The organism is Bifidobacterium scardovii JCM 12489 = DSM 13734, from assembly GCF_001042635.1.
Lineage (GTDB): Bacteria > Actinomycetota > Actinomycetes > Actinomycetales > Bifidobacteriaceae > Bifidobacterium > Bifidobacterium scardovii.
In genome coordinates this window covers 535,440-550,041 of the sequence record NZ_AP012331.1, presented here as the reverse complement: position 1 = coordinate 550,041, position 14,602 = coordinate 535,440, and the positions used below count along the sequence as shown (strand labels likewise).

Here is a 14,602-nt window from a genome sequence, read left to right as displayed (position 1 = left end):
TCAGGTCAGCGCGCGGTCGAGATGGACGTAGCCGCCGTCCGGGAAGATCCACTGGCCGGTGGTGTGCGAGGCCCGGTCGGAGAGCAGGAACGCGGCGGTGTCGCCGATCTCCTCGACGGTGGTCATGCGGTGCTCGAGCGGGATGCGGTCGGTGATCTCGCTCAGGCGCTCGCGCTGGGCGGCCTCGTCGCCGAAGCTCCTGATCCACTTGGCGTACAGCGGGGTCCAACACTCGGCGACGACGATGGCGTTGACGCGCACGCCGCTGGGCGCCAGCGCGGCGGCCCACTCGCGGGTCAGCCCGAGGATCGCGCCCTTGGCCGCCGCGTAGGCGCTGGTCTTGCCTTGGCCGGTCAGCGCGGTTTTGGAGGAGATGTTGACGATCGCGCCGCGGCTCTCCTTGAGATGGCCGACCGACGCGTGCACGAGCTCGTAGTAGTGGGTCAGGTTGCCGTGGATCGACCGCTCGAAATCGCGCCAGTCGGTGGTTTCGAGATCCTTGTTGTCGTTGACTCCGGCGTTGTTGACGATGCCGTCGATATGGCCGTACTTGCGGTAGGTCTCCTCGACGATCGGCGCGATGCCGTCGGTGTCGTTCAGATCGAGCAGGTGCGTGTCGTACGTTTCGGCGTACCGCCCGATGTCGCGGGCGAACTGCCCCTGCGCATCGTCGGAGCGGTTGATGACCACCGGGATGGCCCCCTCCCGAGCCACCTGGAGCGCGATGCCCTTGCCGATGCCCTTGAACCCGCCGGTGATGATGATGACCTTGCCGTCCAGATGCAAATCCATGGAATGCCTTCTTTCTTCTGCCGCCGCGCCGCCGCCGCGCCGCAGCCGGCTGCCGTCAGCCGCGGTGCAGATACCGTTCCGCGGTCTCGATCGTCATGTCGGTGCCGTTGCCCGGCGCGGTCGGCGCCACGTAGTTGCCGTTCCTGATTTCGGTCGGATGGACGAAATGTTCATGCTGATTATCGACATATTCGATCATGCGGCCTTCCGTGGTGCCGGACACGGCGACGTAGTCGAACATGGCGAAATGGCAGACCGCCTCGCACAGCCCGACGCCGCCGGCGTGCGGGCACACCGGCTTGCCGAACTTCCTGGCCAGCAGGTACTCGAGCACGATCTCCTGCGGCCCGGCCACGCGCGTGGCGTCGATCTGCATGATGCCGAAGGCGTTGGCCTGCAGGTACTGCTTGAACATGATGCGGCTCTGCATCTGCTCGCCGGTGGCGACCGGGATCGGGTTGATCGCCCGGGCGATGGTCGCGTGCCCGATCACGTCGTCCGGGCTGGTCGGCTCCTCGACCCAAGCGAGGTCGAAGTCGTGGAACCGGTTGATCCACGCGATCGCGGCCGGCACGTCCCACACCTGGTTCGCGTCGACGGCCAGGCGCACGTCGGGGCCGATGGCCTCGCGCGCCAGAGCGAGCCGGCGCAGGTCGTCGTCGAGGTTGCGGCCGACCTTGAGCTTGATCTGCCTGAAGCCCTTGACCTGCGTCTCCTCCTTGGCGAGCGCCACCATCTTCTCGTCCGAGTAGCCCAGCCATCCGGGCGCGGTCGAATAGCCCGGATAACCGTGCTCGAGCAGGTGGGCGATGCGCTCCTCCTTGCCTTGCCGCCCGGCCTTGAGGATCGCGACGGCCTCGTCCGGGGTGAGCGCGTCGCTCATATAGCGGAAGTCGAGCGTGGCGACAAGCTCCTCGGGCTCCATGTCGGCGAGCAGGCGCCACAGCGGCTTGCCGGCGCGCTTGGCTTTGATGTCCCACAGGGCCGACAGCACGGCGCCGATCGCCATGTGCTCGACGCCCTTTTCGGGGCCGAGCCAGCGCAGCTGGGAATCGTGCACGAACAGGTCCCACGCGCGCTTCATGTCGCCGAGCAGCTCCTCGACGTTGCGGCCGACCAGCGCCTGGCCCATCGATTCGACTGCCTTGCACACCACGTCGTTGCCGCGGCCGATCGTGAACACGAACCCGACGCCCGTGATGCCGTCGTCGGCGTCGGTATGCACCTCGACGTAGGCGGACGAATAGTCCGGGTCGGGGTTCATCGCGTCCGATCCGGACAGCGTCATCGATGTGGGGAAACGAAAGTCGAAGGTCTTCACTGCGGTGATCACGCTCATGGCTTGGCTCCTTTGCCGGATACGTATTGCAGCCCAGCATAGCACCTTTTGAGAAAAATGAGAAATAAGAAACGAATATTTCTTTCCACATATATGCATGGCATCCGAATATCGCAGCGTCGCCCTTGCCGCGCATACGCTACGATGGAAGCCACAGGCGTACGGGAGGGGTGGCCATGGACAGCGGCGGCGCACACAAGCTCAAGGTCAGCGAACTGGCGAAACTGGCCGGGGTCTCCCCCGCCACCGTGTCGAAGGTCATCAACGGGCGTTCCGGCATCTCCGAGGAAACGCGGGCCGCGGTCGAGGCGATCCTCAAGCAGCACGGCTATTCGAGGCCGCTGGTCAGCACGAAAGTTTCCCCGACCATCGAGCTGGTGGTCGAGTACATCGAACACAACGGCACGATGGAACTCATCAGATACGCCTCACACTGGGCGCAGCAGGCCGGGCTGGCGATCACCGTGACGCAGACCGACCACGGCAACGCCACCGAAAGCTGCCTGCGCGGCATCATCGACCGCAACCCGCTCGGCGTGATCATGCAGCAGCTCGGCGGGCTCGACGACGAGATCAAGGGGCTGCTCAGATCACGCGGGATCCCGCTGGTCGTCATCGACCCGATCATCCCGGTCGACGACGACGTGATGGGGGTGTCGATCGACAACTGGTCGGCGGGATACCAGGCGGCGCAGCATCTGATCGATCTCGGCCACACGCGCATCGGCGTGATCCGCGGGCTGCCGACGGCGCAGTCGTCGGTGGCGCGCTACGGCGGCATGCTCGCCGCGTTCGACCATGCCGCCCTCCCCCTGCAGCCGCAGCTGGAGGCGGAGGGCGATTATCTGCCGGAGCGCGGGTACGCGGCGGCCTGTACGCTGCTGGATTTGGACCCCGGCCTGCGCCCGACGGCGATTCTGGCCTGCAACGACCTGACGGCGGTGAGCATATACCGCGCGGCCCGGGAGCGCGGCATCGACCTGCCGTCGCAACTGTCCGTCATCGGCTTCGACGACGTCTACCCGGCGCAATACCTCAAGCCGTCGCTGACGACGATCCACCAGCCGTTCGACGAGATCGGCAGGCGCGCCGTGCAGCTGATCCTCGACACGCGCGAGAACCGGCCGACCGACCGCCACGTGATCCTGCCCGCGCATCTGGTCCGCAGGGAGAGCACGGTGGCGGCTGCGGGGGCGAACGGCGAGGCGTGAACACGCGAGAGGCCGGGTGCGGATGGGATCCATCCGCACCCGGCCTCGTGCGTATTGGGCCATGGCAGTGTTTTTGGCTCCCCTCAGAGAGGGGAGCCAAGAACGCCTGCTATCAGGCCAATGCATCTGCAATTATGGACTCGCCTGCGGCGAGGCCCAGCATTACCTTCGGCATTCCGCGCAGCTTGCCAGCTGCGCGCTGAGCCGTTAAGGCGAGAGGCCGGCCTATCGGCCGGCGCGCGCTTCGCGCGCTATCAGGCCAAAGCGCCCATCGGATCCCATGCCGGGAGCATGGTGGCGGGCTCTTCGAGGGCGGCCTGGTACTCGGCGGGGAGCATCGCCTTGGGGACGGCGACCTCGTAGACGTACTCGGTGAACCAGTCGTCGCTCATCGTGAAGTAGCCCTTGTCGGCGATCTTGTCGCCCCAGGAGTTCTCCACGCGCCAGCGGCGGGTGGTGGTGCCGTCATCGGCGACGTCCACGCCGACGAACGCCATCGCGTGGTTCATCGCGGAATCGCCGAAGCGCACGCGCGCTTCCTTGTCCAGATCGAAGTCCACGTCGTAGACCTTGCCGTACTCGAACAGGTCGGTGGCCCAGGCACCGGACTCGCGGTCCATGAACGGGCCGCAGTCCGCGCCGAACCACACCGGAATGCCCTGCTCCTGCAGGATCGTGCGCACGCAGTCCTTCATGAACTGGTTCGGCACGTTGAGGTACTCGGTGGCGTCGCCGCCGGCCACGTTGCCCAAGTGCTCGATGCCGATCTTCTTGCCCTTGGCGTGCTCGGCGCGCGGGTCGTCCACGAGGCAGACGTAGCTCTCGAGGTCGGCGGAGCCAACGTACTTCTTCCAGAACTCGACCGGCGTGATCTCGCCGTCGCGGTGGAACTCGCCGTCCTTGTCGGTCCACTCCCAGTCGAAGGAGACCGGCGGCTCGCCAAGGTGGATCGTCAGGATGCGGTGGCCGGCGGCGGTGGCCTCGGCGATGACCTGCTCGGTCTTGGCCGGATCGCCGGCTGCGGCGTACAGGTGCGCCACGGCGGTGTGCAGCATGCGGCGCAGCTGCGTGTTCATGCGGCCGGTGTCCTTGGACGACTCGGTCTCCGGGAACAGGTCCTTCGGCACGGCGCCGTACTTCTTGTAGACGTTCATCGCCATCGTCCACTGGCCGCCGTCGCCCATCACGTCGGCGAGCAGGTGCTGCACCAGGCGGGAGTCGGCGGACTCGCCGGCCTCGACCAGCGCGGCCACGTCCTTGAGGAAGTAGTTGACGCGCTCCAGCTTGTCGTAGTACATCGCGTAGTTCTGGGAGAACTCGAACTCCTTGAGACCCATGTTCTGCTTGGCGACGAAGCGGGCGACGTTCAGCGAACTGAACAGCCAGCAACGGCCGGAACGGTCCTGATGGGTCACCTCGCCGTTGTCGACGGTGGTGGAGAATCGGCGCTGCAGCAGGCGCGCGCGGTCATAGTTGCGGGCCACCTTGTCGATGCCGGCCGCCGTAACGGCGTTCATGGCAAGACGGTTGGCGTCGCTCGCATCGAACTGCTCGCGCAGCGAGGCAAGGGCCTGCGGTTCCAGCGTGGTGATGTCGCTCATATATGCTCCTTTGAACTCGGTGGCCTTGCGGACGCTTGCGCCGCAGGGCCGGCACAACCCCCACGGCACCCCGCCTCCAAACGGAAACGGGGTGCCGTGGATATCAAACAGGCTCCAGTCTACTCGGCCTGATCGCCATTCGCGGACTGCTGGCCCGAGGGCTCCTCCTCGTCGGACGAACCGCCGTGCGCGGCGCCTTCCACGGGCTCCTGCGGCCGGGGGGTCTCGCCGTCGACCGCGTTGGCCACCGGGAGCCCCGCATCGGGCGCGCCGGCGAACGCGCCGAAGCCGGCGAACGCGTTGGAGAACATCGCGCGCAGCTCGGACACGCGCTGCGTGATCGTCGATTCGCGCTGCTGCAGCTCGCTGATGTGGTGCTGCAGCTCGTCCAGTTCCGCCTTGGCGGCCTGGCGGCGCTCCTCGACCTGCGCCGCGGCGGTCTCGCCGGCCTTGCGCACGATCTCGGCGGCCTGGGCCTCGGCGGCCTGGCGCTTGTCGGCCGCATAGTCGTCGGCGTCCTCGCGCACGGTCTTGGCCTGGCCGATCAGCTCGTCGGCCTCCTGCTTGGCGGCCTGGCGGCGCTCCTCGAGATGGTCGAGCAGCTCGTTGACCTTCTTCGTGGCCTCGTCCTGCTGGGCGGCGATGTCGGCGCGGATCTGCTCGACCTCGGCGTTCACCTGGCTCATGGTCTGCGTGCGGCGCACTTCCGCGTCGTCGGTGATCTCCTGCGCCTTCGCGGTGGCGGCGTCGGTGATCTCGCCGGCCTTGCGCTGCGCGTCGGTGAGCATCTTGGACACCTGCTCGCGCACGTCGGCCAGCTTCTTGTTCGCCTCGGCCAGCGCGGCCTCGATCTGGTCGCTGGTCTCGCTCTTGAGACGGGAGATCTCCTCGTTGGCGGCCTTGCGCTGCGCGGCGATCTGCTGGGTGGCCTCGGCCTTCATGTCGGCGATCTTGCGATCCTGCATGGCCTTTTCGGAGGACATGCGCTTGACGTGCTCCTCGCGGGAGTTGTTCAGCTCCAGCTCGGTGGTCTGGCGCTGCTCCGACACGGTCTTGGCGGTTTCGGAACGCAGCTGGGCGGCGTCCTCCTGCGCGGACGTGATGATGGTCTGCGCGGTCTCGTTCGCCTTGTCGGTGGCCGCCTTGGCCTTCGCGGTGGCATCAGCGACGATGTGCTGCGCGTCCAGCTTCGCGTTGTTGATCAGCGTCTCGGCCTGGGCCTGCGCGTTCGAGCGCGTGGACGCCGCGTCCTGCTTGGCGCGGGCCAGCAGCTCGGTGCTGGTCTGCTCCGCGGAGGCGAGCATCTGCTGGGCGTTCGCTCCGAGCGAAGCGAACGAATTGCCCTGATTGCCCTTCTTGCTGCGCTCCTCCTGCAGCTCCGCCTGCAGCTGAAGGATCCGATCATCGTCCTGCTTGATCTGGTCGCGCAGCGACACCAGCGTATCCTGCGCCGTACTGAACGCCTCGTCGACCTTGTCCTTGTCGTATCCGCGCAACACGATGGGGAAACGATCCACCATATCCTTGTCCTTTCACCGTCTTTCGACACCCCGAGCCCCGATTTAGGGGCGCCCATAAACCGCACTTTATCGTATCAAAGGGCGCATATCGCCGGGCACGGCGCATCATCACAGAAGACACAACTGGGCGCGTGTCGCCGCCGGCCGCGCAGGGGCCGGAAGGCACTCGATAGGGGGGCATCGCCTCACGCGATCAGGATCTCGCCCGACGAGGGGCTGCGGTGGTAGCGCACGGTCTCGCGCACCACGTCGCGGCCGGCCGCCACCAGCTGGCTCAGCGGCAGACCGCGCTGCGCCTTGCGGTCCTCGCACACCGGCGGGAAACTCACGAAACCGCTGAGCACATGGTCCTGCGTCGCCGTCCAGTTGAGCAGGCTGTAGAACAGCGAGTTGCACACGAAGGTGCCGGCGTCGGAGCTGAGCGTGGACGGGATGCCGTCCCGCGTGAAATCGGCGAGGATCGAGCGCAGCGGCAGCCTGGTCCAGTACGCGGCCGGCCCGGACGGGTCGATCGGCACGCGGCGCGGCGTCGCGTTGTCGGCGTCCGGCTTCGCCGCGTCCATGAGATTCGTGGCGCAGCGCTCCAGCATCACGCCGCGGGCGTCGTGCTTCAGCCCCGTGGCGATGACGATGTCGGGGCGCGCGGCCTCGATGGCGTCGCGCAGCGCCGGCCACGCGTTGGCGAAGCTGATCGGCAGGCTCACCGCATGGATGTTGACCCGCACATCGGCGAGCGGGTCCTCGAAATCGCCGGCCACGGCGCCCAGCCCCTGTTCGGCGAGCGCGCGCGGCACCTCGACGGCCGGATTGACCTCGACGCCCGGGTACCGCTCGAAACCGGAGATCACCACATTGAACTGCTGCATGACATCCAGTCTAGCGGGCCCGCAACGCTACAGCGTGGACGCGATGCGTTCTGCGATCGGCAGGTCCTCCTGCGTGGTGATCTTCATGTTGGTCTCCGACCCGGAGACGATCGCGACCGGCTCGTCCGGCAGGTAGTCGACCACCACGCGGGTGTCGTCGGTCGGGTGGAAATCCGGGTCCGACGCCGCCAGCTCGTAGGCGCGGCGGATCACGGCGAAGCGGAACGCCTGGGGCGTCTGCGCGCGGAACATGTTCGCCCTGTCGGGCACGGAGGCGATCACCTTGCGCTCGCCCAGATCCTCGGTGAGCAGCATCGTGTCGGTGGAGGCGTACGCCACGGTCGCCGCGGTGAACTGGTCGAGCGCGTCGATGCAGCCGTCGATCGACGACTGCGCCACGAACGGGCGCACCGCGTCATGGATCAGCACTTTCGCGATGGGCGGAATGCCCGCCGCAGCGAGCGCGTCCAGCGCGCATGCGGTGCTGTCGACGCGCTCCGCGCCGCCGTCGATCACCATGCGCACCTTCGGGTAGCCGGCATCGTCGATCAGGCGCTCCACGGCGTGGCGGACCTGGGGGTTGACGACGACGATGGTGTCGGTGACGCGCGGGTTGTTCTCGAACGCCTCGATGCTCCAGCAGACGATCGGCTTGCCCATGACGGACACCAGCTGCTTGGGGCTGCTCGGGTCGAACCGCGTGCCGAAGCCCGCGGCGAGCACCACCGCCACAACCGGCACGTTCTGGGGCGTCGATTCCTGTGATTCTCTCTGACTCATACGTTCCACCGTAACCTTATCCGCAGCCGGCGTGATCCACGCCACACCGGTCTGCACCGAATGTACGCGCCCGGCGGCCAGGCCGACGGGTCGCGAAGCCAGCAATACCGCCTATTCCCGCACGATCAGCGCGAGCAGGCGGCCTTCGTGGGCCTTGCCGGCGAGCGCGGCGCGCCGGTGCGAGTACCAGAGCGGATTCTCCAGCGTGCACATGCTGTGGCGCACCGCCGCGAACCGCTCCGGCAGGGCCGGCCCCTCGCCGTCCGACGCGCACAGGGCCGCCAGTTCGCCGTCCTCGGACAGGTACTGCGTTGCCGCGGCCACGCGCGGGCGGGAGGCGACGACGCTGTCCATGGGCACGCCGGCCGCCTGCAGCTCCTGCAGCGCCGCCGCGGCGATGTCGATGCCGGGCTGTCCGAAACGGCTCAGCGTGAAGGTGCCGGGGAAACGCGCGTCGAACGCGTCGGCGATGTCGCCGCCGACCTCATAGCAGTCGCCGCAGATGCACGGCCCGAGCGTGGCGACGATGCGTTCGGGAGCCGCGCCTTTGGCGACCATCGCCTCGACCGTGGCGCCGATCACGCCCCGCTCCAGCCCGCGGCGGCCGCAGTGCGCCGCGCCGATCACGCCGGCGGCCGGATCGGCCATCAGCACCGGCAGGCAGTCGGCGGCGAACATGCCGAGCGCGAGGCCGGCGCGCGAGGTGACCTGGCCGTCGGCCTCGACCGTGGCCGCGGCGCCGTCGACCGGCGTGCCCGACGCGTCGAATCCGTACGGGGTGCCGGGTTCCGCCCCGGGCTCCCACAGCTCGTCGACGTCCACGGCGACGCCGGAATGCACCTGGCTGATCAGGGACATGTCGCAGCCGATCGCCTTGGCGAGCGCCGTGCGGTTGGCAAGGACGCGCGACGGGTCGTCGCCGCCCTTGCCTCCGAGGTTGCAGTTGCCGTAGCCGCCGGCGCTCACGCCGCCGAGGCGCGTGGTGTAGACGACCTTGACGCCGGGGGCCAGCATGATGGGGATGGTCACCGGGATCGGATTGCCGTCCGCGTCGGTCGGGCTGATCTCGTTGCTGTCCAGGATCTCGTCGTCGTATCGCTCATTGCTCATGGCCACCATCCTAGGCGATGCCGTTCCGTCCGGCGAGCGGCGTGCTTCCGGAGCTGGACGATCCGCGCGCCCGGCCGCCAACGGGGGCTGTTGTGCCGTCCGCTTACACTGGGATGGTGTCCAACGAATCAAGCATCCCCATGATCCCCCGCCGCCGCAAGCCCGAAGTGCTGGCTCCAGCCGGCAACCTGCGCGGCCTGAAGACCGCCGTCGACTTCGGTGCCGACGCCGTCTACTGCGGAGGCAAGGCCTTCGGCATGCGCAGCGCGCCCAAGAACCTGAGCCTCGAGGACTTCGAGGAGGGCTCGCGCTACGCCCACGAACGCGGCGCCCGCGTGTACGTGACCTGCAACATCCTGCCCCGCAACGGCGAGGTCGAGGACATGTGCGCGTATATCGGCCAGCTGAAGGACACCGGGGTCGACGCGCTGATCGTCACCGACATCGGCGTGCTCATGGCCGCCCACCGCATCGCCCCCGAGCTGGAGCTGCACGTCTCCACGCAGGCCGGCGTCACCAATTACCTGGCCGCGAACGCGCTGTACGAGCTGGGCGCGCGCCGCGTCGTGCTCGCCCGGGAGCTCGACCTGCAGGCCGTGCGCGATATCCGCGCGAACATCCCCGACGACATGGACGTGGAGTGCTTCGTGCACGGTTCGATGTGCATGGCGTTCTCCGGGCGGTGCCTGATCTCCAACTATCTGACCGGCCGCGACGGCAACCACGGCGAGTGCGCGCAGCCCTGCCGCTGGAAATATTCGCTGGTCGAGGAAAAGCGCCCGGGGCAGGTGTTCCCGCTGGAGGAGACCAGGGAGGGCACCTACCTGTTCAACTCGCAGGACATGTGCATGATGGAGCATCTGGACGACCTGATCGACTCGGGCGCCACCAGCCTCAAGATCGAGGGGCGCGCCAAAAGCGCGTACTACATCGCCGCGATGGCCAACGCCTACAAGATGGCGGTCGACGAGTACATGGTCCAGCGCGGCTTCGAGGACGCCGACGGCACGCCGCTCAAGGCGTTCCACGACCGGGTGATCCGCCCCGGCCGGCCGCTGCCCGGCGATCTGGCCGAGGAGCTGGCCCGTCTGGACGCGGCCGCCGGGAACGGCGACGCGACCGCGGACGACATACTCGCGCACGCCGACGAGGCCTTCTCCGGCGTGCCCGATCTGGCCGTCCCGGACGACGATGGCAACGACGAAGACAACGGCGGCGACGGCAACGGGTCGAAGCAGGGCGAGGGCGGCCGGCACTGGCGGCACGCCCGTGTCGTGCCGGCCCCGCACGTCGAACTGGCCGCATGGCTGAAGGAGGAGCCGTACAAGGTGGCGCACCGCGACTATTCGACCGGCTTCTACTACCCGCAGCGGCACGCGGTGCAGAACACCGACCGTTCCGCCTACTTCCGCTCGTGGCTGGTCGTCGGCGAGACCCTCGGCTGGACGCCCGACGAGGGCGGGCGCGTGACCCTCATGAGCCGCAACAAGATCGAGCCGGGCCAGGAGATCGAATTCCTGATACCGGGGCGCGAACCGATGACCTACGTGGTGCCCGGGCAGCTGCGCGACGGCGAGGGCAATCCGGTCGCCGCGATCAACAATCCGGCGCATGTGTTCTCCATGCCCTGCCCGCACCAGGTGCCGGTCAACGCCGCGATCCGCTCGCGCACCAAGCACCCCACGCTCAAAGCCGCCTAGCGACGGGCTCCCCTCATGGAGGCTGAGCCGTGAAGCAAACAGCGGAGCTGTTTGTAGGCGAAGGCGAACGACAGTGAGCGGATAAGACTGCGGCCGTAAGGCCGTCCTTGATTGCGGACGAGCTGGCCGCAAAGCGGACTGAGGGGAGCATTACCACGAACACCTGGTATTAAGCCGATTCGCGCATTCTCCCCTCAGTCGGCTGCGCCGACAGCTCCCCTCATGGAGGGGAGCTCGACTAGGACCGTCAGATCATGGCGAGCGCGAACTCCGCAAGGAGCTTGATGCCGTAGGCGATGATGACGCCGCCGCAGACCTTGTTGAGCACCTCGATGACCTTGGGGCTGAACTTGTGGCTGAAGGCCGAGATGACCAGCGTCAGGCCGACGAACCAGATCACGGATGCGGTTTCGACGCCGATGATGAACGGCGAGGACTGCGACGCGGTGAGCGTGGCGCTGAACGCGCCGAGCATCAGCGTGCCGTCGATGATCGCCTGAGGGTTGAACCAGGTCACCACGCATGCGGTGGTGACGGTCTTCGCCAGGCCGGCGTCCCCGGAGTCGATATGGCGCTGCCGGGCGGCGGCCGCGGCGTCATCGCCGTCCTTCGACGCGCCGCGCTCGAACAGCTTGGGGAACACCAGTCCGAGTCCGATGCGGATCACGACGATGCCGCCGACCGCAAGCACGCCGAGCTGCAGCCACTCGTAGCGCTGCATCAGCGCGCCGATGCCGAAGAAGCATGACAGCGACAGCACGATGTCGAACAGCGTGACGATGACGGCGGTCAGCAGCGCCCTGCGGCGCGTTTTGGTCAACGCCGAATTGATGACGAACAGATTCTGCATGCCGATCGGCGCCACGTACGCCAAACCCATCGTCAATCCCTGCAGATAAAAGCCCATGCTGATTCCCACCTTTCCTCTCGCACGCCTCCTCCCATCCATCCACCAATCCAGTTTGGTTGACCACAATACAACCAGCCAAATCAACCAAATGGATTCGCCAAGGAAGAGTGTTTTCCCAATAATTCAGCGCCTCTCAACGCTTGCATGTATTATTCTATGAATCGCGCTATAATCTACAACCAGCCAAACAGTGAGCCATCCACTCAACCAAAACCAACCAACCCGCCCACGGACCAGCCGATTCCGGCATCATCCGCAAAGGAGGATCCATGGCACGCATCGCCCCGCTGACCATCGACTGGCAGCCCGACCGTACCTCGAACGTCCCGGTCACCGAGCAGATCGTGGACTATATGTGCCGGCAGGTGTCCAGCGGCGCGTGGCCGATCGGCTCTCGGCTGCCCTCGCAGCGGGCCATGTCCGAGAGTTTCGGGGTCAACCGGTCGACGGTGATCGCGGCGATCACCGAGCTGGCCGACTACGGCATCGTCGAGGGCATGCACGGCGCCGGAACCCGGATCGTGAGCAATACGTGGTCGCTGATGCTGCCGGGCGCGCCGGACTGGGCCGATTACGTCTCCTCCGGGTTCTTCGAGGCGAACAACGCCACGATCCAGACCATCAACCGCATGGAATTCGCGCCTGACATCTCCCGCCTCGGCACCGGCGAACTCGACCCGAGGCTGTTCCCCCGGGACATGTGGCGGCGGGTGCTGGGCGAGGCCTCGCGCGAGATCGACTCGCTCGGCTACCCGCCGCCGGCCGGCATGCCCGCGCTGCGCGAGGCCATCGCCGAGCATATGTGCCGCACCGGCGTAGCGTGCACGCCCTCGCAGGTGCTCATCACGTCCGGGGCGCTGCAGGCGCTGCAGATGATTTCGGTCAGCCTGCTGTCGAACGGGTCGACCGTCTTCGCCGAGGCCCCGAGCTACATCAAGTCGCTACAGGTGTTCCAGTCGGCCGGCATGCGCCTGTCCGGCGTGCCGATGGACGGCGACGGGCTGCGCGTCGATGCGCTGGAGCGCGCGCTGCGCGCGCAACGCGGCGGCAGCGACGCCGTGCTGTATACGATTCCGACGAACCACAACCCGACCGGCATCACCATGCGGGACGCCCGCCGGCATGAGCTGATCGCGTGCTGCGTGGCGAACCGCCTGCCGATCATCGAGGACAACGCCTATCAGGACCTGTACTTCGACGGGCCGACGCCCACGCCGTTGAAGACGCTGGACAAGACCGGCATGGTCATCACGCTGGGCAGCGCGTCGAAGGCGCTGTCGCCGGGGCTGCGCATCGGCTGGCTGGTGGCCAGCGAGCCGATCGTGCAGCGGCTGGCCGACGTGAAGATGCAGATGGACTACGGCGCGAGCGTGCTCAGCCAGTGGGTGTACACGCGGTTCCTGACCAGCGGGCTCTACGACGAGTACCTGGTCGGGCTCAAGAGGGAACTGCGGCGGCGGCGCGACGCGGCGCTGGAGACGCTGGAGCGGCGGTTCGCCGGCCAAGCGCATTGGATCACGCCCGAGGGCGGATTCTATATCTGGCTGACCTTCGACCAGCCGCTGCGCATCGGCAAGCTCTTCCAGACGACGCTGGAGCGCGGGGTGCTGCTCAACCCGGGCGACATCTACGATTTCGAAGGCGACAATTCGCTGCGACTGAGCTACTCGTACACCACGCCGGAGGAATTCGCCGCCGCCGTGGACGTGCTAGCCGGCGCCGTGCGCGACGTGCGCGCCCACGGCTAGCGGGGTGCGTTGCAGGTTCGTTTGCCGTAGCGCTGCCACACCGAAATGGGCATGCCCCCGCTGGCGGGGGCATGCCAATCACACGCCCTTCCCAAGGAACAAGCGACGGCGAGCTAGGAAATCAGCCGAGCGTAGCGAGGTCCTCTTCGCTGAGCTCGAGATCGCCGGCTTTGAGGCTGTCGAGGATCGTGGCGGGGCGGTGGGCGCCGGGGATCACGAAGACGTGGTCGCCCTTGGCCAGCTCCCAGGCGAGCACGACCTGCTGGTAGCTCACGCCGTGCGCGGCGGCGACCTCGCGGAACGGGTCGAAGCGGCTCTCGTCCTTGGGCTTGCGGAAGCCGCCGAGCGGGCTCCAGCACACGAAGCTGAGGCCGAGCTTGGCCGTGTAGGCGAGCGTGTCGGCGGTGTCGAGGTAGATCGGCGAGTACTGGTTCTGCACGGCGATCAGCTTGTCGCCGAGAATGCCGCGCGCGATGTCGATCTGCTCGACCGAGGCGTTGGACACGCCGGCCTCCTGCGCCACGCCCTCGTCGACGAGCTGCTTGATCGCCTCGACGGACTCGTTGTACGGCACCTTCGGGTCGGGGCGGTGGAAGTAGAGCAGGTCGATGGTGTCGACGCCGAGCGCGAGCGCGCTCTCCTTGGCGCGGCTGATCAGGCTCTCCGGGCGGCCGTCCACGTCCCAGGTCGGCTTGCCGTCGGTGAAGTTGCGGAAGTGGCCGACCTTGGTGGCCACGGTCACCTCCTCGCGCGGACCCTTCCAGCTGGCGAGCGCCTCGCGCACCAGCTTCTCGCCGGTCTGCTCCTCACCGCCCGAGCAGTAGTACGCCCATGCGGTATCGACGTGGCGGCAGCCGGCGTCGAGCGCGGCATGGATCGTTTCGATGCCCTTGTCGTGGCCGAGATTGTTCTCGATGGTCAGCGGCATTTCGCCAAGACCGATGGCGGTCGTGTCGAACGGGCCGAGATTGCGGTGCAGCACCATGTGAAGCTCCTTTGTTGATCGCGCGCATCGCCGATACGCG

The 14,602-nt window shown here is 67.3% G+C and carries 12 protein-coding genes; 3 read left to right on the top strand and 9 right to left on the bottom strand.

Annotated elements, in window-relative coordinates:
* Together BBSC_RS02190 and BBSC_RS02185 are read right to left on the bottom strand one after the other, a co-directional pair.
* The gene (locus tag BBSC_RS02190; RefSeq protein ID WP_033516647.1) at positions 1 to 792 is read right to left on the bottom strand and encodes an SDR family oxidoreductase; all 792 of its coding nucleotides are present in this window, start codon (positions 790 to 792) and stop codon (positions 1 to 3) included.
* Between the two features lie 55 nt (positions 793 to 847).
* Positions 848 to 2,131 carry an enolase C-terminal domain-like protein gene (locus tag BBSC_RS02185; protein WP_033516649.1) on the bottom strand — a complete coding sequence of 428 codons (1,284 nt, stop codon included), beginning with the start codon at positions 2,129 to 2,131 and terminating at the stop codon, positions 848 to 850.
* Between the two features lie 176 nt (positions 2,132 to 2,307).
* On the opposite strand from BBSC_RS02185, the gene BBSC_RS02180 reads away from it, so the two are divergent.
* Positions 2,308 to 3,342 carry a LacI family DNA-binding transcriptional regulator gene (locus BBSC_RS02180; protein WP_033516651.1) on the top strand — a complete coding sequence of 345 codons (1,035 nt, stop codon included), beginning with the start codon at positions 2,308 to 2,310 and terminating at the stop codon, positions 3,340 to 3,342.
* Positions 3,343 to 3,596: 254 nt separating this feature from the next.
* On the opposite strand, the gene BBSC_RS02175 is transcribed toward BBSC_RS02180, so the two are convergent.
* From BBSC_RS02175 to BBSC_RS02155, 5 genes are all read right to left on the bottom strand, one after another.
* Positions 3,597 to 4,943: a C1 family peptidase gene (locus tag BBSC_RS02175; protein ID WP_033516653.1), complete on the bottom strand. Its 1,347-nt coding sequence runs from the start codon at positions 4,941 to 4,943 to the stop codon at positions 3,597 to 3,599.
* 119 nt (positions 4,944 to 5,062) lie between these two features.
* Positions 5,063 to 6,463 carry a cell division protein gene (locus tag BBSC_RS02170; protein WP_033516655.1) on the bottom strand — a complete coding sequence of 467 codons (1,401 nt, stop codon included), beginning with the start codon at positions 6,461 to 6,463 and terminating at the stop codon, positions 5,063 to 5,065.
* Positions 6,464 to 6,648: 185 nt separating this feature from the next.
* Positions 6,649 to 7,329, bottom strand: a complete 681-nt coding sequence (locus tag BBSC_RS02165; protein ID WP_033516657.1) for a pyroglutamyl-peptidase I — start codon at positions 7,327 to 7,329, stop codon at positions 6,649 to 6,651.
* 27 nt (positions 7,330 to 7,356) lie between these two features.
* Positions 7,357 to 8,109, bottom strand: a complete 753-nt coding sequence (locus BBSC_RS02160; protein ID WP_033516680.1) for an IspD/TarI family cytidylyltransferase — start codon at positions 8,107 to 8,109, stop codon at positions 7,357 to 7,359.
* Between the two features lie 111 nt (positions 8,110 to 8,220).
* Complete coding sequence (locus tag BBSC_RS02155; protein WP_033516681.1) at positions 8,221 to 9,219, bottom strand: polyphenol oxidase family protein; 999 nt, start codon at positions 9,217 to 9,219, stop codon at positions 8,221 to 8,223.
* 140 nt (positions 9,220 to 9,359) lie between these two features.
* On the opposite strand from BBSC_RS02155, the gene BBSC_RS02150 reads away from it, so the two are divergent.
* The gene (locus tag BBSC_RS02150; protein ID WP_033516659.1) at positions 9,360 to 10,919 is read left to right on the top strand and encodes a peptidase U32 family protein; all 1,560 of its coding nucleotides are present in this window, start codon (positions 9,360 to 9,362) and stop codon (positions 10,917 to 10,919) included.
* A gap of 247 nt (positions 10,920 to 11,166) precedes the next feature.
* Here BBSC_RS02150 and BBSC_RS02145 read toward each other — a convergent pair whose 3' ends face one another.
* Positions 11,167 to 11,826, bottom strand: coding sequence for a LysE/ArgO family amino acid transporter (locus BBSC_RS02145; protein WP_033520055.1), 660 nt, complete (start codon positions 11,824 to 11,826; stop codon positions 11,167 to 11,169).
* Between the two features lie 272 nt (positions 11,827 to 12,098).
* Here BBSC_RS02145 and BBSC_RS02140 point away from each other — a divergent pair, with 272 nt between their 5' ends.
* Positions 12,099 to 13,577 (top strand): aminotransferase-like domain-containing protein, encoded by a 1,479-nt coding sequence (locus BBSC_RS02140; protein ID WP_033520054.1) that lies wholly within the window; start codon positions 12,099 to 12,101, stop codon positions 13,575 to 13,577.
* Between the two features lie 121 nt (positions 13,578 to 13,698).
* Here the strand turns inward: BBSC_RS02140 and BBSC_RS02135 are convergent, their stop codons facing one another.
* Positions 13,699 to 14,562 carry an aldo/keto reductase gene (locus BBSC_RS02135; protein ID WP_033520053.1) on the bottom strand — a complete coding sequence of 288 codons (864 nt, stop codon included), beginning with the start codon at positions 14,560 to 14,562 and terminating at the stop codon, positions 13,699 to 13,701.
* Between the last annotated feature and the right edge of the window lie 40 nt (positions 14,563 to 14,602).

Coding starts and splice junctions, on each gene's coding strand:
- BBSC_RS02190 (WP_033516647.1), bottom strand. CDS start 792: ATGGATTTGCATCTGGACGGCAAGGTCATCATCATCACCGGCGGGTTC.
- BBSC_RS02185 (WP_033516649.1), bottom strand. CDS start 2,131: ATGAGCGTGATCACCGCAGTGAAGACCTTCGACTTTCGTTTCCCCACA.
- BBSC_RS02180 (WP_033516651.1), top strand. CDS start 2,308: ATGGACAGCGGCGGCGCACACAAGCTCAAGGTCAGCGAACTGGCGAAA.
- BBSC_RS02175 (WP_033516653.1), bottom strand. CDS start 4,943: ATGAGCGACATCACCACGCTGGAACCGCAGGCCCTTGCCTCGCTGCGC.
- BBSC_RS02170 (WP_033516655.1), bottom strand. CDS start 6,463: ATGGTGGATCGTTTCCCCATCGTGTTGCGCGGATACGACAAGGACAAG.
- BBSC_RS02165 (WP_033516657.1), bottom strand. CDS start 7,329: ATGCAGCAGTTCAATGTGGTGATCTCCGGTTTCGAGCGGTACCCGGGC.
- BBSC_RS02160 (WP_033516680.1), bottom strand. CDS start 8,109: ATGAGTCAGAGAGAATCACAGGAATCGACGCCCCAGAACGTGCCGGTT.
- BBSC_RS02155 (WP_033516681.1), bottom strand. CDS start 9,219: ATGAGCAATGAGCGATACGACGACGAGATCCTGGACAGCAACGAGATC.
- BBSC_RS02150 (WP_033516659.1), top strand. CDS start 9,360: ATGATCCCCCGCCGCCGCAAGCCCGAAGTGCTGGCTCCAGCCGGCAAC.
- BBSC_RS02145 (WP_033520055.1), bottom strand. CDS start 11,826: ATGGGCTTTTATCTGCAGGGATTGACGATGGGTTTGGCGTACGTGGCG.
- BBSC_RS02140 (WP_033520054.1), top strand. CDS start 12,099: ATGGCACGCATCGCCCCGCTGACCATCGACTGGCAGCCCGACCGTACC.
- BBSC_RS02135 (WP_033520053.1), bottom strand. CDS start 14,562: ATGGTGCTGCACCGCAATCTCGGCCCGTTCGACACGACCGCCATCGGT.